Source organism: Herbaspirillum sp. 3R11, assembly GCF_004563925.1.
Taxonomy (GTDB): domain Bacteria; phylum Pseudomonadota; class Gammaproteobacteria; order Burkholderiales; family Burkholderiaceae_D; genus Herbaspirillum.
The window spans coordinates 168,764-187,238 of the sequence record NZ_SPNJ01000002.1; the positions used below are offsets into that span (position 1 = coordinate 168,764).

The following is an 18,475-nucleotide window of genomic DNA, read 5'->3' on the forward strand; positions in this document are numbered from 1 at the left end:
GTTGTGCGTCATGACCTTGAAACAGCTGGAAGCCTTTTATTGGGCGGCGACCTGCGCCAACTTCGCCATCGCTGCGCAACGCGTGCACGTGTCGATCTCTTCACTCTCCAAACGCATCACCGAACTCGAGCAATCGCTGGACGTGGTGTTGTTTGACCGTAGCGGCTATCGGGCTGAATTGACAGATGCTGGACAGCAACTGATGCCGCGCGCACTCGGCCTGCTGGATTCAGCGGCGGCGATTCGCAATTCCTTCAATGCGGACCTTGGCTTGGTGGGGCGCTGTCGCTTCGGCGTCGGTGAATTGAGCGCGCTCACCTGGCTGCCTAACTTCATCGCGCAGGCACGCGTGCAGCATCCCGGCCTGGTGCTGGAACCTTACGTTGACGTTGGCGCCGTGCTGGAAGAACGCGTCGACAACGGCGAGCTGGACTTTGCCATCATCGCCGGCCGCTCTTCGCGCCAGGCACTGCTGGCAGATCCCATCGCACAAGCGCGCTTTGCCTGGGTAGCAGCGCGCTCGCTGTGCCGGTCGGGCGTGCTCATCACGGATCTGATGCGCCAGGGCTTGCCGTTGATTGCCCTGCCGGCCTCCGCCGGTACTACCCGGCTCCTCGACGACTGGCTGTTGAGCAATCACATCGCGGCGACCGAACGCATCAGTTGCAACAACTGGGGCGCGATTGCAGGCATGATCGTGGCGGGCGTAGGGGTGGGGATGTTGCCGCAAGGATGGGCGGCCACGCTGACACGGCAAAAGGCCCTCGCCATGCCCGAGGGCAAGCTGCAACTCGCGCCCCTGACCTATGCGTTTCACTGGCGCCGCGGTGACTCGCGTCCGCTGCTGGACAAAATGCGCACGCTGGTCGCCGGGTCGGCAGATTTTTCAGCGGAGGTACGATTGCCAGGATTGCTTGCGTAATTTGCTGGCGTCTGTCTCGAATTGGAGAATGACGCGCTGCTGCACGGCAGCCATCCTACTGACTTTTTTGGTGCGGCGAGTCACGCGTATTGCACCCGGGCATCGTGCTGTTCTGTTCCCGGCTATACCGAAAATCAGTATGCTCATGTTTTTTTGCAGGCCGGTCCGAGGTGAAAATCGCAGTAGCCGTGAGGTATAGCACTGCTGCCCTGTCACTGTTTTGACATTAATTCGCATCTGCGACATTGTCCGGCGTAATCCTTTTGCCAGCCTGGTTCGCCCTGTTTTTGGGCCCTCTTTTGGGGCACTTTGTGTATATCAAAAAGGTATATCAACCATGCCAATTCAGTAATTTGAGAGTGGCGACTGCCTGCATATACTTGCCTCAACTTATAGAAAATAAGTCTAGCCGGACAGTTTGCAAAGCTGATAGCCACTTGATGATAGTTGGGGAGAGAGTCGATGAATGCTTTAGGTCTTACACGTTTTAAACGTCTTGCCATGCCAGCCGCCTGTGCCGGCTTGCTCGCTGCGGCTTTGGGTGCTGCGCCGGTACAGGCTGCCGAACTGAAAATCGGCCTGGCCGCCGAGCCCACCGCGATGGATCCGCACTACCATCTGTTCACGCCCAACATCTCGCTGGCGAATCATATCTACGAGCCGCTAGTGATGAAGAACCCCGATTTTTCGATGCATCCGGGGCTGGCAGAATCCTACCGCGCGATCAATCCGACTACTTGGGAATTCAAGCTGCGCAAGAACGTCAAGTTCCACGACGGCACCGCCTTCGACGCCAATGACGTGTTGTTTACTTTCTGTCGCGTGCCGACCGTGCCCAACAGTCCTTCGCCGTTCACGCTTTACACCAAGGCGATCAAGGAGATGGAAGCTCCGGACCCCTACACCGTGATCATCAAGACCGTCGAGCCTTATCCACTGCTGCCCAACGAGATATCCAGCATCGGCATCATTTCTGACAGCATCATCGACGGCGAGAAAGTGCATTTCTCGGAGTCCGGTTGCAAAATTTCCCACAAGTGGCCGTCGACCGCCGACTTCAACAGCGGCAAGGCCTCCATCGGCACCGGCCCGTTCAAGTTCGGGCAATTCGTCAAGGGTGATCGTATCGTGCTCAAGCGCAACGACGCGTACTGGGGCAAGAAGCCGACCTGGGATCAGGTCGTCATGCGTCCGATCACCAATCCGGGTTCGCGGGTGGCGGCGTTGCTGGCAGGCGACGTCGATTTCATCGAACGCCCGACTACGCAAGATATTCCACGCATCAAGGCCGACAGCCGCTTCAGGATCGAAGGCGCGGTCTCGACCCGCACCGTGTTCCTGGTGATGGATCAGAGCAGCGACAAGGCGCCGCCGGGCGTGAAGACCGCCGATGGCAAGAATCCTTTCAAGGACGTGCGAGTGCGCAAGGCGCTGTCGATGGCAATCGACCGGCGTGCGATCGTGGACCGCATCATGGGGGGCTTCGCCAAGCCGGCGCAACAATTGATGAGCAAGGAATTCTTCGGTACCGACACCTCTTTGCCGGTGTTGGCGACGAATGTGGCGGAAGCCAAGAAGTTGTTGGCCGAAGCCGGTTATCCGGACGGCTTTGAGATTACGCTGGCTACCCCCAACGATCGCTACATCAACGATGCGCAAGTGGCCCAAGCGGTGGCGCAGATGTTCGCCAAAGTCGGCATCAAGACCGGTGTCGACGCGATGACCGCTAGCAGTTTCCTGTCGCGCCGCGCCAAGCATGACTTCGGCATCTACCTGTTCGGTTGGGGGGCGCAGACCGGCGAAATGTCGTCGCCGCTGCGTGGTCTGGTCGCCACCATCAACAAGACTCGCGGCTGGGGTAGCTCCAACTACGGCAAGTTCTCCGATGCCACCCTCGACAGCACGCTTGAAAAAGCCATGGAGACGGTCGATGACAACCAGCGCCGCACACTGTTGGCGCAAGCCAGCAAGCGCTCGATGGAGTTGATGGCGGTGATTCCGCTGCACTATGAAGTGACGCCCTGGGCCATGAAATCGAGCCTGAACTACAAGGCGCGCGCCGATGAATTCACGAAGGCCGAAGATGTAACGCCCAAGTGAAGCAGGCTGCCCGACGGGCAGCATCTGTAACCGTACCAACACGGCAAGCAATGTGAATCAGTCCGGCCACGCGATGTGGCCGGGCAGGGCGCCGTGTTGCCTGAACATCCTGATTGCTCCCGCATTTTACCAACCAGCATGAAGAAGCCAGCATGATTACTTTTTTGATCCGGCGTCTGATCCCGTCTCTGATGGCGATGTTCGTGATGTCACTGATCCTGTTCCTGGGTCTGTATACGATCGGCGACCCGATCGAAATCCTGGTCGACCCGTCGGCCGACGATGCGACCCGCGACGCGGTGCGTCAAAGCCTGGGGCTGAACTTGCCGCTCTATCTGCAGTTTTTCCGCTTCCTGAACAATGCGCTGCACGGCGACCTCGGCAATTCCTTCGTGCAAAACGTGCCGGCCATCCAGTTGATCCTGCAGCGCATGCCGGCCACGCTGGAAGTGGCGGTGCTGGCGCTGGTGATTGCCGTCATCGTCGGACTGCCGCTGGGCATGCTGGCCGGCCTGCGGCCCGCGGGCAACATCAGCCGCGTGATCATGTCGGTATCGATCCTCGGCTTTTCGCTGCCGGGTTTCTGGATAGGCCTGATGCTGGTACTCAGTTTCGGCGTGTTGCTGGGCTGGTTGCCGGCCGGCGGCCGGGGTGAAACCAGCTTGCTGCTGGGCGTGCCGGTGAGCTTTCTTACGCTCGACGGCCTGCGCCATCTGTTCTTGCCGGCGCTCACGTTGTCACTCTACAAAACCGCGCTGATCATCCGCCTGAGCCGCGCCGGCACGCGTGAAGTGATGCAGAACGATTACATCAAATTTGCGCGCGCCAAGGGTGTCAAGCCATCGCGGATCATCTTTCTGCATGTGCTGAAAAATATTGCCATCCCCATCGTGACCGTGGTCGGCCTCGAATTCGGTTCGCTGATCGCCTTCGCGGTGGTGACCGAAACCGTATTTGCCTGGCCCGGCATGGGCAAGCTGCTGATCGACAGCATTCTGCGACTGGACCGGCCGGTGGTGGTGGCCTACCTGCTGATCGTGGTGGTGATGTTTTCCTTGATCAACTTGGCAGTTGATCTGGTGTATTCACTGCTCGATCCGCGCATTCGCATGGGAGGCAAGGCCTGAAATGGAAATCGCAATGCAAACTGAATTGTCCAAGAAAGCGCGTCCCAGGGCATCGATGCTCAAGCGTATCGCCATTGATTTTGCGCACAGCAAGGTGGCCATGGCCGGTCTCGTCGTGCTGGCGTTGCTGATCCTGGCGGCGCTGTTCGCGCCGCTGGTGACGCCGCAAAATCCCTACGACCTGAACCAGCTCAATGTGATGAACAGTCACTTGCCGCCAGGCGCGCGACCCGACGACCAGACTTTTCATTTCTGGCTCGGCAGCGATGACCAGGGTCGCGATATCTACAGCGGCATCGTCTACGGCTTGCGTATCAGCCTGATGGTCGGTTTTGTCAGCACCGGCGTGGCGCTGGCGATCGGTACCCTGTTCGGCCTGGTGGCGGCCTATTTCGGCGGTTGGGTCGATGGCCTGATCATGCGTATCGTCGACCTGCAACTGTCGTTCCCGGCCATGCTGATCGCGCTGGTGCTGCTGGCGGTGCTGGGTACCGGTCTTGACAAGGTGATCGTCGCGCTGATTGCGGTGCAGTGGGCCTACTACGCACGCACCGTGCGCAGCGCCGCGCTGATCGAAAAGAATCGTGAATACATCGAGGCGGCGCGCAGCCTGGGTTTGTCCAGCCGTCGCATCCTGTTGCGCCATTTGCTGCCCAACTGCGTGCCGCCGCTGATCGTGGTGGCGACCATGAACATCGCCACCGCCATTTCGCTGGAAGCCACATTGGCCTTCCTTGGCGTCGGTGCGCCGATCACCGAGCCTTCGCTCGGACGGCTGATCGCCAACGGCTATTCGTACATGCTGTCGGGCGAATACTGGATCTGTTTTTACCCCGGTGTGGTGCTGGTGCTGTTGATCGTGGCCGTCAATCTGGTCGGCGATCAATTGCGCGATGTCCTCAATCCTCGTCTGCAAAAGTGAATCTCATGAGCGATATCTTATTGGAAGTGCGCGACCTGCAAACCTGGTTCGACACCCGTTCCGGCATCATTCGTTCGGTCAACGGCGTCGACCTCACGCTCAAGCGCGGCGAGATTCTGGGTCTGGTGGGCGAGTCGGGTTCGGGCAAGAGCGTGACCGGCTACTCCATCATGGGTTTGCTGGAAGCGCCGGGGCGCATCGCCGGCGGCTCCATCAAGTTCTACAGCAAAAACAGCGGCGCCCTCGATCTGGTCAACCTGCCAGAAGAGCGTTTGCGAGCACTGCGCGGCGACCGCATTGCGATGATCTTCCAGGATCCCGCCACCAGTCTCAACCCGGTGCTACGGGTCGACACCCAGATGCGCGAAGCGCTGCATTCACATGCGCGCATGAGCAGCGAGCAGGCGCACGGGATCGCGCGCGAAGCGCTGAACCGGGTCGGTATTGCAGCGCCCGACGAACGCCTGAAGTCATATCCGCATCAATTCTCGGGCGGCATGCGTCAGCGCGTGGCGATCGCAACCGCGATCCTCAACAAGCCCGAACTGATCATTGCCGATGAGCCGACCACGGCGCTCGACGTGACGGTGCAGGCGCAAATTCTGTATGAGGTAAAAAAGCTGTGCCGCGAATCGGGTACGGCGCTGATCTGGATCACCCACGACCTGTCGCTGGTATCGGGGCTGGCCGACAAGATCGCGGTGATGTATGCCGGGCGCATCGTCGAGAGCGGCCCGATTGCCGATGTCATGGCTGCGCCGCGTCATCCTTACACCATCGGCTTGATGAAATCGATACCGAGCAACAACCCGCGTGGCCAGCCGCTGTACCAGATTCCCGGGATGGCGCCGTCGGCGGAAAACCTGCCCACCGGTTGTGCTTTCCGGCCGCGCTGCGAGCGCGCCAGCGCAGAGTGTGAGCGCATCCCTGCGGCACGCGACCTGTCGCGCACAGCAGGTGTCGAGCACATGGTGCGTTGTTTCCATGCCGAAGAGGTGCACGTATGAGCATCAGTCAGAGGGAGAACCCAATGAGCACATTGACGACGTCGGACAGCCTGATCCGGCTTGACCACATTTCCAAACGCTTCACTACCAAGCGCGACCTGGCCGGCGCACTGATCGCCAGACTCAGCGGCAAGTCGCCGCCGCCGTCGGTGCATGCAGTGGATGACGTGTCGCTGCAGATCGCCAAAGGCGAGGTGCTCGGCCTGGTGGGCGAGTCGGGCTGCGGCAAGTCCACGTTGGGGCGGGTGGTGGCAGGCATCCACACCCAGAGTAGCGGCGACATGCAGTGGAAGGGTACGCCGGTCGGTCAACTAGACGCGGCCGGACGCAAACGCCAGAGCCTGGCGATCCAGATGATTTTCCAGGATCCCATGGCTTCGCTCAATCCGCGCATGCGCGTGCGCGACATCATTGGCGAGGCGCCGTTGGCGCATGGGCTGGTGAAGCCGGCCGCTTTGGAAGACTATGTCGACGACGTGATGCTGCGCGTGGGACTGGACCCGACCTATCAGTTGCGCTATCCGCATCAATTTTCGGGTGGCCAGCGCCAGCGTATCGGCATCGCGCGGGCACTGGCGGTGCAGCCTGAATTCCTGGTCTGTGACGAATCGGTGGCGGCGCTGGACGTGTCGATCCAGGCGCAGGTCATCAACCTGTTCATGCGCCTGCGAGAAGAGTTCAACCTGACCTACCTGTTCATCAGCCATGACCTGGGCGTGGTGGAACATATTTCAGACCGCGTAGCGATCATGTACCTGGGACGTATCGTCGAGATTGCGCCGACCGTCGAATTGTTTGCACAGCCCCATCATCCCTACACCCAGGCGCTGCTCAACGAAGTGCCGCGCATCAGCACCACGCCGCGTGAATTCAGTCCGATGAAAGGCGAATTGCCGTCGCCGCTCAATCCACCTCCGGGCTGCCACTTCCATCCGCGCTGTCCGTTCGCGATGGCGCGCTGCCGCACCGAGCGGCCGGAGCTGCGGCAGATCTCGGCCACGCATGCCTCAGCCTGTCATCTCAACGATTGATCAATTCCACCTTCTTGCGTCAGGAGCGGCCATGAAACTAGGTAATGTACGTATCGGTACCCGTTTGGGAATCGGATTCGGCCTGTTGTTGCTGATCCTGATTGTGCAGATCGCGATCGTGGCCGTCATCAGCGCCGGCAACAGCAGTCGCCTCAACAATGACCTGGCCACCGCCAATGCACGCGTGCTGCTGGCCTCGAACATGCGCACGGCCTTGCTGCAGGCGGGCATCTCCATGCGCAACATCGGCTTGCAGACCGACCTGAGCGCCATGCAAACCGAAGAAGACCGCTACAACGTCGCCCAGCGCCGTTACCGCGAAGGACGCGACAAGTTGCTCGCCAGCGGCTTGGCCAAAGCGGACAGCGACGCCGTCGTGCGCCTCGATGTCTTGCAAGGTCGCATGGCCGAGCCAATGAAAGAAGCCATGGCCGATGCGCATTCGTTCAACGGTGAAGGCGCGGCCAAGCTGATCGCCGAACAGATCGATCCGCTCACGCAGCAATCGATGGTGGAAATCGACCGGCTGGTCGAGGCGCAACAGGCGGTATCGCGCAGCAGCCTGCAGACGGTGACGGCAGATTCGGGCTCGATCATTTATTTCTCCATCATCGTCGGGCTGGTGTCGCTGGCTGTCGGCGGCCTGTCGGCGCTGGTCATCACGCGCAGCATCACCGTGCCGCTGAAGGCTGCCGTCACGGTGGCGCGGCGGGTGGCGGCGGGAGAATTGGAGCTCAGCGAGAAGATGACCGGCAGCGATGAAATCTGTCAGTTGCTCGATGCGCTGGCGGACATGAACGCCAGCCTGCTGAAGATGGTCGGTGAGGTGCGCGAGGCCAGCGTCACCATCCGGATTTCGTCGGGTGAAATTGCGGCCGGCAATGCCGACCTGTCGATCCGTACCGAGACGCAGGCAGCATCGCTGCAAGAAACCGCGGCCTCGATGGAAGCGCTGACCTCTGCCGTGCGGCTCAATGCCGAGAACACCGGCGTCGCCAGTGAACTGGTGGACGCAGCCTCGCAGCACGCCGGCAGCGGTGGCGAGATTGTGGCGCAGGTAGTCTCGACCATGGGGTCGATCAAGGAAAGTTCGCGTCGTATCGTCGACATCATCGGTGTCATCGATGGCATTGCCTTCCAGACCAATATCCTCGCGCTCAATGCGGCGGTGGAAGCGGCGCGCGCTGGCGAGCAGGGCCGCGGGTTTGCGGTCGTGGCGTCGGAGGTACGCAGCCTGGCGGCACGCTCGGCCAGTGCCGCCAAGGAAATCAAGGTGCTGATCGCGGACTCGGTCGGCAAGGTGGACGCCGGTGCGGTGCTGGTCGAGAAAAGCGGCATGGCGATGGATGAAATCGTCAGTTCGGTGCAACGCGTTACCAGCGTCATGGCCGACATTGCGCATGCCGGGCGCGAGCAGAGCAAGGGTATTGTTGAAGTCAACAGCGCCATTGCGCGTATGGACCAGATGACCCAGCAAAACGCCGCCCTGGTGGAGCACGCCGCCGCCTCGGCCGAAAGCATGAGCCTGCAGGCAACGCGCCTGGCCGGCGCGGTGGCGGCGTTCAAGCTGGGCGAAGCAGCGGCCCCGGCGGTCGCGCCGATTTCCCGGCCGGCGCCGCTCTTGGCGCGACCTTTGCCACGGTCCTTGCCACGACCGTTGCCGGCAGGACTGGGCGAGGAATTTGAGCAGTACTGAATTTCACGACGCCGGGCCCGGACCGGGCAGCGGGCGTCATTTTTATCGCGAACATTTTTACATCAAGACAGGACGACAGACACGCCATGACCGACACCAAGCGCTTTTGCGAAATCAGCGACCTCGAATTTGCTACCGAGGGATTGCGCGGCTTGCGCCATCACATCCACGCACATCCGGAACTTGCCTATGAAGAGGTCGAGACGGCTGCGCTGGTGGCGCGCAAGCTCGGCGAATACGGCTATCAGGTGACTACCGGCGTGGGCCGCACCGGAGTGGTGGGCACCTTGAAGGTCGGTGACGGCAAGCGCAGCATCGGCATCCGCGCCGACATGGATGCCTTGCCCATCCTCGAAGCCACCGGCCTGCCGTACGCCAGCAAAACGCACGGCAAGATGCACGCCTGCGGCCATGACGGCCACACCACGATGTTACTGGGCGCTGCCAGGTATCTGGCGACCACGCGCAATTTTTCGGGTACGGTGCAACTGTATTTCCAGCCGGCCGAAGAACACGGCATCGACAGCGGCGCGCGCGCCATGATCCGCGACGGCTTGTTTGAGCGCTTTCCCTGCGACGCCGTGTTCGGCGTGCACAATCATCCGGGCGCCCCGGCGGGGACGTTTCGGTTTCGCAGCGGCGGTTTCATGTCGGCCAGCGACAAGGTATTCATCGATATCAAGGGCAAAGGCGGCCATGCTTCGCGGCCGCACCTGGCGGTCGATCCGATCATGGTCGGATCCAGCATTGTGATGGCGCTGCAAACCGTGGTCTCGCGCAACATGGCGCCGCAGGAGCCGGTGGTGGTGACGGTGAGCGTGTTCAAGGCCGGCATTGCCAGCAACGTGATTCCCGACAGTGCGCGCCTGGAGCTGAGTGTGCGCACTTTCAACGCCACCGTGCGCGACAAGATACGTCACCGTATCGTTGACCTGGTGCATGCGCACGCGGCCAGCTACGGCGCCACGGCCGAGGTAGAGTACGTGAACGGCTATCCGATGGTGGTCAACACGCCGGATGAAACCGCATTTGCCATCGAGGTGGCGCGCGAACTGGTGGGGGATGGCAAGGTCACTCCGCATTCGGACCTGCTGATGGGCAGCGAAGACTTTGCCTACATGCTGCAGGAACGTCCCGGTTGCTTCTTGCGCATCGGCAACGGCGGCACTTCAGAGGAAGACGCGTGCATGGTGCACAATCCCGGTTATGATTTCAATGACGCCAATCTGCCGGTGGGCGCTGCCTTCTGGGCGCGACTGGCAGAACGTTTCCTCGACCCGACACGGGACGCCACCGGCACGTAAGGGGAAGACCGCCCCGGGTGCAGGCATCGATCTTCAAGGACAAGCTTGAATATATGGAACTGAGACACCTGCGCTATTTCATTGCAGTCGCCACGCATGGCAGCGTGGCCGAAGCTGCACGCAAGATGAACGTGGCGCAGCCGGCGCTGAGCCGGCAGATCCACGACCTGGAAGACCATCTCGGTATACCGCTGTTCCAGCGCACCACCAAGGGCACCAAGCTGACCGGCGCCGGCCGCCAGTTCTTTACCGATGTCACGCGCCTGATGGGTGAGCTCGATGAAGCCAAGGAGCGCGCCCTGAACGTTGCCAACGGCCAGTCGGGCACCTTGCGCATCGGCGTGTCGCCGTACCACACCTCACATCCCGAACTGTTGCGTCGTCTGCGCAAGTTTCGCGACGCCTATCCCGAAATTACGGTGGTGCTGGAGCCGGGCGTATCGATGAAGCAGCCGTCGCTGATCAAGGAGGGCAAGCTGGATGGCGGCATCATGTCGCTGCGCGACCATGGCGACACCCAGCTCGACAGCATCAACATCCTGCGCGCCGGCCTGATCCTGGTGTTCGCCAGCGATCACCGGTTTGCAGTGCATCCGCCGATCCGGCTGAGCGAGTTGAAGGATGACTTGTGCATCTGGTTTCCGCGGCCGCGTTCACCGGTGTACTACGACTACATCATGGGACAGTGCGAGCAAGGCGGATTGACGCCCAAGCAAATCTACGTCAGCGGCGATGTCGGCACACGCCTGGGCATGGTCGCCACCGGCATGGGATACACCATCATCTCGGAGGCCACGCGTTACAACTGCCCGGGGGGACTGGCATTGCACCGTCACAGCGACCTGCCCAACACGTACAACATCGAATTTGCGTTTCGCCGCAATGATACTTCGCCGTTGCTGCAGCTGTTCATCCGGTCGATGGAGGATTGAGCGCCAGCTCCGTCCGTCGTTGCGCCAGGCACAGGGCCTCGGCTTGAATAAAAAAAATCCGGCAACATCAAAGCATTGCCGGATGAAAGACAGTGACCGCTGCCGCATCACTGCCGATGTCACGGAATCTCGGACGCTCTGACGCCCGGGTTTCCTCAAGACAGGCAACTACATCAAAACTTATGACGAATGCCGACGCTGGCCAGCAAATCCGTCTTGCCGTTGGCGGTCGCCTTGTAGGCCGCAGCATAATCATTCTTCATGCGCGAAATACTGGTGTAGAGGTTGGTGCGCACGGACAGATCATGGGTGTAACCGAGGGCGATCTGCGTGGTATCGGCATGCGAGACGGCTTTGTCGTACTTGTGAATCACCGAAGCCAGCACCGCGTCGCGCGAGGTGACACTGACTTTCACGCCGAGCAGGGCATCGCGCGTATTCAGCGCAGCCAGTCCCTTGTTGATCGCATAGGCTGCGAACACCTGGGTGATGCCGATGGCATAGTTGCCGCCCAACAGCGTTGTCTTGGCGCCATCGGCGCCGGTCGCGTTCTTGGTGTTCTGATAGGTCAACACGGCATTCAACGGACCGCCCGCGTAACCCAGCGCGCCGGCTACCGTGCGACCGGCGTTGTTGTTTCCTGCGACTTCGCCGGCGCTGTACGCCAGTTGACCGTTGATGCCGTTGGCGGCGCTGTAGCTATAGTTGATGGTGTTGTCGGTGCGACTGCCGCCGTAGTTGAACAAGCGCGCCGAGTCACCGGCCAGTGTATCGTTGAACGGATCGAACACTGCCGAGTTCGAATACACCATCGTCTGTATGCGTCCCAGTTTGACTTCGCCGAAATTACCGCTCAGGCTGACGTACGATTGGCGATTGAACAGCACGCCGGCTGCTGCCATGGCGCCTGTGTCGGCGGAAAATCCACTTTCCAGAACGAAGTTCGCCTTGAGCCCGCCGCCGAGATCTTCCGTGCCTTTGAAGCCGATGCGGCTGCCGCTCTGCAAACCGCTATCGACGCGGAATGCGCCACCGGCGCCGGCATTTTCATACGCCAGACCTTCGTCGACCACACCATAAATGGTGACGCTGCTTTGTGCCGAAGCAGCGGCGGAGAAAGCACCGAACACGGCAAATGCCACTAGCGTTTTATTCATTAACCACCCCTATAAATTGAAAAGTATGTTGACGCACTTGCGTGCAATGACATGCCGCACCAGAGTGCTTTGCAGACGTCCGGCGACGACACACGAAGCGCGCTGTCGGTCAGCAAGGTTTGCGAGCCGCGCCGCGCAACCCGCCGCGAAGCATCACGCCGGACATTGCTCAGGTCCGGCCATGCACGGGGCGCACAGACAATAATGCCGATGCGACACGGCAAGGCCGGGAATTCAATTGATAGGTAAAAAAACGGCGCAGCAAGGCAGCCGTACGCAGCCGTGACGTCACGACCCAAGGTCGGGAGAACGATTGTCCTGTAACTTTCCTGACGACTTTTTCGTCGGAGTTTTATATCGCTGCGAATCTTGCGCGGCAATTTTTTCCACAGCTTCTCAGACGCATCGAACACGTCTTTTGCTTTATTTTTTTGCATGGCCGAGCCTCACCCCGCACGTCCATCCGGTCACTCTTTTATCATTTGCTGACGGCGAGTATAGCCACGTCGTGACAACGTGGAAAATACCGTTTTCGTATAACCAGGATGCCTGCCAGGCATACGCTGGCGACTCCCGGTCGTGCAATCTGAAGCTGTCCGCCAGCTATATCCTGCAAGCATATGCGCCATGCCAATTCGGTAGTTTGAGCCTGGTATCCATCTGCTTATACTTTCTTCGGCTTATGGGAAGCCTCATAGAAAAAAGGGATGTCGATGAAACTTGGAACAATGAAAATGGCGGTGGTCGCGGCCTTTGGTTATTGCAGCGTGGCGCTGGCAGCGCCGCCTTTACAGGAGGCGTATGTGTCGAATGGATTCAGCGTCGCCGCTGTCGGCGACCTGATCGTCACGCAACCCATCGCAGCACAGATGAAGCGCGAGTCGCCGGACTTGGTGAAGCTCCTGCATAGTACCGACGTTACCTTCGGCAACTTCGAGGAAACTGCCATCGACATGGCGCATTTCAAAGGACATCCCCAGGCCTTGTCTGGAGGTGGCTGGCTTGTGACACCAACCACCGTCCCTCCCAATTTGAGCGAGCTTGGTTTCAATTTGCTCAGCCGCGCCAACAATCACGCCACCGACTGGGGCGTCGAGGGCATGCTGGATACCGATGCCGTACTCGACAAGGTTGGCATTGTCCATGCCGGCACAGGGAAAAATCTATCGGCTGCACGCGCCCCACGTTTTCTCGGAACAGCGGCCGGACGTGTGTCGCTTATCGCGCTGTCTTCCAGTTTCACCCCGATGGAACCTGCCATTGACGCGCTTGATGAAGTTCCGGGGCGCCCTGGCATCAATGCCTTGCACACCACTCGCTATGTATTGGTGCCGCCGGAACGCTTGGCACAACTGGCGCAGATACGAGATATGCAACCTGCAGGATCAGTCGAACAATCGGTACTGGAAGCTGATAAGAAAAATCATACCGTCACGCTCTTTGAAACCAAATACCAGGCAAATTCTCGCCCTGGCGCCGGCAATGAATTGGCCTTCTCGTTCAAGATGAACGAGCAGGATCGAAAGGAAATCCTGAAAGAAGTCTTGCAGGCCAAGCAAACCTCGGATTTTGTCATCGTGTCCAATCACAATCACCAACCAGGAAATTTTGATAGTGCACCTCCTGACTTCATGTTCCAATTGGCGCACGATGCCATTGACAAGGGGGCGGATGAATTCATCGGCCATGGTCCGCATCAGTTGCGCGGTATCGAGATCTACAAGGGGAAGCCGATTTTCTATTCGCTTGGAAATTTCTTTTTCATGGATAACAGCCAGAGCGTCGTCACCCGAGAGGAATACGAAAAAACACATACGGATCCAACCAGCTTGACCAAGGCGGAGTTTATGGAAGAGCGACGTGTCAGTTGGATTTTCAAGGAGCAGATCTGGTTTGAAAGCGTAGTCGCGATCAGCCGCTTCGACCAGCATGGCAAGGTCAAGGAGATCCAGTTGTACCCGGTAGAACTTGGCTGGGCCGGTCGTGATGCGAGCCGTGGGATTCCGCATTTGGCCAAAGGCGACGACGCCAGAAGGATCCTCTCGCACCTGAAGGAGCTGTCAGAGCCGCTGGGAACTATCATTGAGATCGACAAGGGGATCGGAGTCATACGTATCCCGAGTTAATCCCACGATGAGTGGGTGTAGAATCCGACAGGCTTCCCAAAAGTTGAGCTGGCTGAAGGCCGATATCTTCTCATCCGGTCGCGTTATCGGCCAGCACTGTTTCTCATCCATCTTTCTATGGTGAGCCGCTGAAGATTCTGAAGCGCTCGAAAAAATCTTCGCCGAAAATTGATCCACTTAATTTCTTGAACGGAATTTGCTCGGATTGGCCCCAAAGGCTTTCAGCATCAACCTGCGCAGTGCAGTCGCATCCTCGTAACCTACCTGCTCTGCGATCTGTTCAATGGTCATCCGGCTGGTTTTAATCAGCATCCTGGCACGATTTAGCCGAATGCTTTGTAGCAGCGCCAGGGGGCTTTTTCCCGTCGCTGCTTGTACGTGTCGGGAGAGTGTTCGGGTCGACATGGCAAACTCTTCCGCTAGCGTTGGCATGCTAGGCGGGTGTGTCAAGGCAGATTCAAACCGTTCGGTCAGACGAGTGATCAAATCATTGCCATTGGACAGCATCATTGGAACGATGAAGGGGGATTGCGCCTCGCGACCATCAATCAAAAGCACTCGGCCTACCATGTCTGCGAGCGGGGCTCCAAAACGCGACCGTAACAAATGCAGCATCAGATCGGTTTGTCCAAAGGCCGCTCCGGCGGTGGTTACCGAGCCATCGGTGCACACCATTCGGTCTGCGTCGACTACGCAGCGTGATTCCAATTGGCGTAATTGAGCTGCCAGCCACCATGATGTCGTCACCCGGCGGTCAATCAACAACTGTGCCGCCTGAAGCAAGAAAACTCCGGTACACGATGCTGCCACCGAGCCCCCGTTCGTCCCGTGTGCCCGGATGGCCCGAATCGCACGTTGCGCATCATCGTTCGCCAGTCGTTCTGCTACCTCCCCGGCGCTCCCTACACCCAGGCCAGGAACAATCCAGGTACTTTGGTCAGCACGCATTCCAGGCATCGGTGTCACGCCTACACTCAGTCCGCTACTGAGCGGTATGGACTTCGGATGTGGTGAAACGAGGCGCCACGTCGGGCAATTCAGCTTGAGGCGAGGTGCCACTGCGACGGCGGTATTAAGTATGTCCAGGGTGACCGCAACGCTTGTCGCATAGGCCCCGGGGAGAACGAGGATAGTGAAATCACGCATTGTCTTAAAACGCCTTTAAAAAGTCAAAACAGACACTGGAAGCTTACTGTTTCTCCGGACATACTGCACGACACCTAAACCACTGGAGCTGTTTATGCCTCACATTATGTTGAAAATCCCAAAGGGTTCTTTCTCCGGTCAATCACAGGCGACATTAGTTCAACGCATCAACCATGCCGCCGCCATCGCGGAACAAATTCCGGCAGATCCAAAAAAACGATTCTTTTGCTGGATTGTTATTGAGGAAGTGGAGCAAGGACTCTGGACTTGTGGCGCCGCTGATGTGACTGCCGAGTTTTTACCTTGCGTTGCAATGGTTTATCTGCCGACCGGGGTGCTGGATGAGGTCTCCAGACACCGCTATGTCGAGTTGATACATGGTGCTTTCACGCAGGCACTGCCGGATGATGACAAACGCCAGCTCTTGACGTCGGTGATACTGCAAGACGTAGCCGATGGTTCCTGGGGAGTCAATGGCACTATCTGGAACTTGCCTGTTTTTTCCAAAGCGGCGGGATTCGAACATCTCCAACATTTGGTGACGTAAGGCCAAGCCGTGCGAATACTTTGACAATTTCAGCATTGACTTTGTCTATGCGGGGCATTTCGTACACTATGAAGTTGCGCAACAATGCGCCCGCGAAATTCGGTCGTTCTTCATAAAATCTGAATGAAAACGTTGTTCAGGACGATGCGAGTAGAACTCCTTCATCAGCATTATTCTCAATACCCGATGCTATGTGCGCGCTCCCTCAGGGACGGTCGTCAGAGAAGATACGGATTCAATCCAATCGTTGCAACACGATGACGCTGCCTGCTGCATATCCTCCGTGCTCCCGGATATCGATGCTCAAAGGACTATCGACACCCAGTTGAATTTGCACTGCGGCGAATTTCGCATGATCTCCAAAAAAGGCACCATAAAGATCGTAGAACTCATAGCCGTTCTTTTTGCTGGGAGACATGGCAGGAAATGCGCAACTCGGAGCCGCTTTATAGTCCCTGAAGAAGTGTCCTTGCTCAGGACTTTCGTCATAACATCTGATCTCGCTATCGCGTGAACTGACAGCCCGTAAGCGAAATTTTTCTCCCACGCTGAATGGCTTTTGGCCCTTGGCAATGTTACGTTTTACCGGGATGGTGAAGTTGCGCTCGACGCCGTCCATCAACAAGACGAACATTAGTTTTCCTTGCAGAGTGGCCGTGTCCAATTCCAGAGTCGCTTCCCGGATGGTGCCTGGTGCAATCGGTTTTTCATTTTTATAACCGCCCGAGCCAGCATAGAAGATGACTTGCGTAGCAGCCTTCAGCTTGTAAATCGCCTTCGGCGTCGAAAACAAACCTGAACGGTCAACAAACGTCGGGCTTGGAGGAGCCGGACGATGTGCCTTTAACGCCGCCAGGGCAACTTGCCCCTCCTCCATCGCTTGTTGCAGTTCCGCAGGCAGCATGCCTGACACGCCTTTGCTCAAACGGTAATATGATTCTTGTCCCACCAGATAGTTATTCGTCCCTCGGCGGCCCCACCAAAGCTCTCCGACCGGGCCGATCGAACCAGATTCATCCCAGGGCGCTGATAAATCGAGAGTGCCGGCCTCCTTTTCGTCGTAAGGACGAATGGCAACCAAATTACGGCTTTTAAAAGCGGCGATTTTTGTGGATTGATCGCTCGCGTTGGTCGACTGGCTAGTTAGGAAAATAACCAGTTGATTGCAGGCATTTTTGTCTGCGTTGAAAGGTAGCCACGGCAAATTTCCTGGCGGAATTCCATTGGGTGGATCACTGCAGGGCCGCAGAGTTTCTTGCGCAAGCGCGTAATGACTTGCGCTCAATAGTGCGCAGGTGATCAATACGTTGTAGCGCACGATGTTCAACAGGTGGGAGACTCCTGCACATTTATACCAAGACTTATATCGATGAGACATAACGTTGTTCCAATTTACTGTTTGTTTTCTGAGGCGGAAAAGTCATATTCGAAGCCAGATGAGGTGCTTCAGCAATAAGGAACCGTCGAATCGAAGTGCTTCATGTCGTCGCGTGCTATTTATCTGCACTTCCGTCGACGAGCGTTTTCCACAAAGCGTCAAGTACCGCGTGGGAGCGATGTCGTTGTCGATAAAGCGTGATGTCGACACTGACCTGCAAGTTCGAATCACCCACCACAACCAGTCCGCCACGACTCACCTCGTCTTGTACCAGCCGATAAGGCAGCCAGGCCAGACCGACGCCCCGTAACGCCAGCTCCATGATCGATTCGTAAGAATCGGATTGACAGACCTGCTTAAGGTTCAGAGTGACCGGCAATTGCGCCAGATGTCGCGCTAATACCGCACGTAAAGCCTGCGATTTAGCAAAGCTCAGCCACGGCAACGGCTCGCCTCCTCCAGCGGGGCGGAAACGCGCACGACCGCGATGATCCAGCGAACTGACCGGAACCACGTTTTCACGTGCCACCGGGAAGCAGTCAAAACGCTCCCGATCTAAGAGCAACCGCGTCAACGGGCTTGCATACACGATCAGAAGATCGACTTCACCACTGACAAGGCGCAGGATGGCTTCATTGGCCCCGCTGGTGGACATTGCAGTGGAAAAAAACCCGACGCGCTGTGTGGCATCCAGATACCAATTCGGAAAGAACGTGCTTGCGAGCGTTCTGCCGGTAGCAATCCTCAGATGATTATCCAGCTGTGGCACCGTATCCTGAAGTTGGGTCCGGGCATCGTGCAAAATATTGACGACATCGTCGGCGGCGTCCAGAAAAACCGTTCCGGCTGCCGTCAGAGCCAAGGGCTTGGAGCGCTCGACCAGGGGCGTTCCAACCCATTGCTCGAGTGCACGAATGCGCCGCCCGAAGGCTGGATGCGTAACAAAACGGTTGGCCGCCGCCCGCGTGAAACTGCGTGTGCGCGCCAATTCGACAAAATCCTCCAGCCAGTTGATCTGCATGTGTTATTCCGTTTGAAGGACGGTTTGGATACATCGGCCGCACGTGGCGGAACACAGAA

The 18,475-nt window shown here is 58.3% G+C and carries 16 protein-coding genes; 11 read left to right on the forward strand and 5 right to left on the reverse strand.

Annotation, left to right across the window (positions count from 1 at the left end; genetic code table 11):
- Positions 1-10: 10 nt before the first annotated feature.
- The 9 genes from E4P32_RS08950 (at position 11) to E4P32_RS08990 (ending at position 11,041) form a co-directional block, all read left to right on the forward strand.
- On the forward strand, positions 11-922 hold the full coding sequence (locus tag E4P32_RS08950; RefSeq protein ID WP_116434665.1) for a LysR family transcriptional regulator: 912 nt from the start codon (positions 11-13) through the stop codon (positions 920-922).
- Between the two features lie 501 nt (positions 923-1,423).
- Positions 1,424-3,022: an ABC transporter substrate-binding protein gene (locus E4P32_RS08955; protein WP_199525630.1), complete on the forward strand. Its 1,599-nt coding sequence runs from the start codon at positions 1,424-1,426 to the stop codon at positions 3,020-3,022.
- A 152-nt stretch (positions 3,023-3,174) separates the two neighbouring features.
- Positions 3,175-4,149, forward strand: a complete 975-nt coding sequence (locus E4P32_RS08960; protein ID WP_116434663.1) for an ABC transporter permease — start codon at positions 3,175-3,177, stop codon at positions 4,147-4,149.
- Positions 4,150-4,162: 13 nt separating this feature from the next.
- Positions 4,163-5,071, forward strand: a complete 909-nt coding sequence (locus E4P32_RS08965) for an ABC transporter permease (RefSeq protein ID WP_116434664.1) — start codon at positions 4,163-4,165, stop codon at positions 5,069-5,071.
- Between the two features lie 5 nt (positions 5,072-5,076).
- Positions 5,077-6,078 (forward strand): ABC transporter ATP-binding protein, encoded by a 1,002-nt coding sequence (locus E4P32_RS08970; protein ID WP_116434510.1) that lies wholly within the window; start codon positions 5,077-5,079, stop codon positions 6,076-6,078.
- 23 nt (positions 6,079-6,101) lie between these two features.
- On the forward strand, positions 6,102-7,109 hold the full coding sequence (locus E4P32_RS08975; protein ID WP_116434509.1) for an oligopeptide/dipeptide ABC transporter ATP-binding protein: 1,008 nt from the start codon (positions 6,102-6,104) through the stop codon (positions 7,107-7,109).
- A 31-nt stretch (positions 7,110-7,140) separates the two neighbouring features.
- Entirely contained in the window at positions 7,141-8,805 is a 1,665-nt protein-coding gene (locus tag E4P32_RS24350; protein WP_116434508.1) for a methyl-accepting chemotaxis protein, read from the forward strand.
- Positions 8,806-8,891: 86 nt separating this feature from the next.
- Complete coding sequence (locus tag E4P32_RS08985; protein WP_116434507.1) at positions 8,892-10,109, forward strand: M20 aminoacylase family protein; 1,218 nt, start codon at positions 8,892-8,894, stop codon at positions 10,107-10,109.
- Between the two features lie 53 nt (positions 10,110-10,162).
- Positions 10,163-11,041 carry a LysR family transcriptional regulator gene (locus E4P32_RS08990; protein ID WP_116434662.1) on the forward strand — a complete coding sequence of 293 codons (879 nt, stop codon included), beginning with the start codon at positions 10,163-10,165 and terminating at the stop codon, positions 11,039-11,041.
- Positions 11,042-11,214: 173 nt separating this feature from the next.
- Here the strand turns inward: E4P32_RS08990 and E4P32_RS08995 are convergent, their stop codons facing one another.
- Positions 11,215-12,198, reverse strand: coding sequence for a porin (locus tag E4P32_RS08995; RefSeq protein ID WP_116434506.1), 984 nt, complete (start codon positions 12,196-12,198; stop codon positions 11,215-11,217).
- Complete coding sequence (locus E4P32_RS09000) at positions 12,198-12,635, reverse strand: hypothetical protein (RefSeq protein WP_135008726.1); 438 nt, start codon at positions 12,633-12,635, stop codon at positions 12,198-12,200. Before E4P32_RS09000 ends, E4P32_RS08995 begins: the two co-directional genes overlap by 1 nt.
- Positions 12,636-12,905: 270 nt before the next feature.
- On the opposite strand from E4P32_RS09000, the gene E4P32_RS09005 reads away from it, so the two are divergent.
- The gene (locus E4P32_RS09005; RefSeq protein WP_233526646.1) at positions 12,906-14,324 is read left to right on the forward strand and encodes a CapA family protein; all 1,419 of its coding nucleotides are present in this window, start codon (positions 12,906-12,908) and stop codon (positions 14,322-14,324) included.
- Between the two features lie 177 nt (positions 14,325-14,501).
- Here E4P32_RS09005 and E4P32_RS09010 read toward each other — a convergent pair whose 3' ends face one another.
- Entirely contained in the window at positions 14,502-15,470 is a 969-nt protein-coding gene (locus tag E4P32_RS09010; RefSeq protein WP_116434505.1) for a helix-turn-helix domain-containing protein, read from the reverse strand.
- 94 nt (positions 15,471-15,564) lie between these two features.
- Here E4P32_RS09010 and E4P32_RS09015 point away from each other — a divergent pair, with 94 nt between their 5' ends.
- Entirely contained in the window at positions 15,565-16,017 is a 453-nt protein-coding gene (locus tag E4P32_RS09015; RefSeq protein ID WP_116434504.1) for a tautomerase, read from the forward strand.
- 235 nt (positions 16,018-16,252) lie between these two features.
- Here the strand turns inward: E4P32_RS09015 and E4P32_RS09020 are convergent, their stop codons facing one another.
- Both E4P32_RS09020 and E4P32_RS09025 read right to left on the reverse strand, forming a co-directional pair.
- Positions 16,253-17,344, reverse strand: coding sequence for a hypothetical protein (locus tag E4P32_RS09020; RefSeq protein ID WP_135008727.1), 1,092 nt, complete (start codon positions 17,342-17,344; stop codon positions 16,253-16,255).
- Positions 17,345-17,510: 166 nt separating this feature from the next.
- Positions 17,511-18,416, reverse strand: coding sequence for a LysR substrate-binding domain-containing protein (locus E4P32_RS09025; RefSeq protein ID WP_116434502.1), 906 nt, complete (start codon positions 18,414-18,416; stop codon positions 17,511-17,513).
- Between the last annotated feature and the right edge of the window lie 59 nt (positions 18,417-18,475).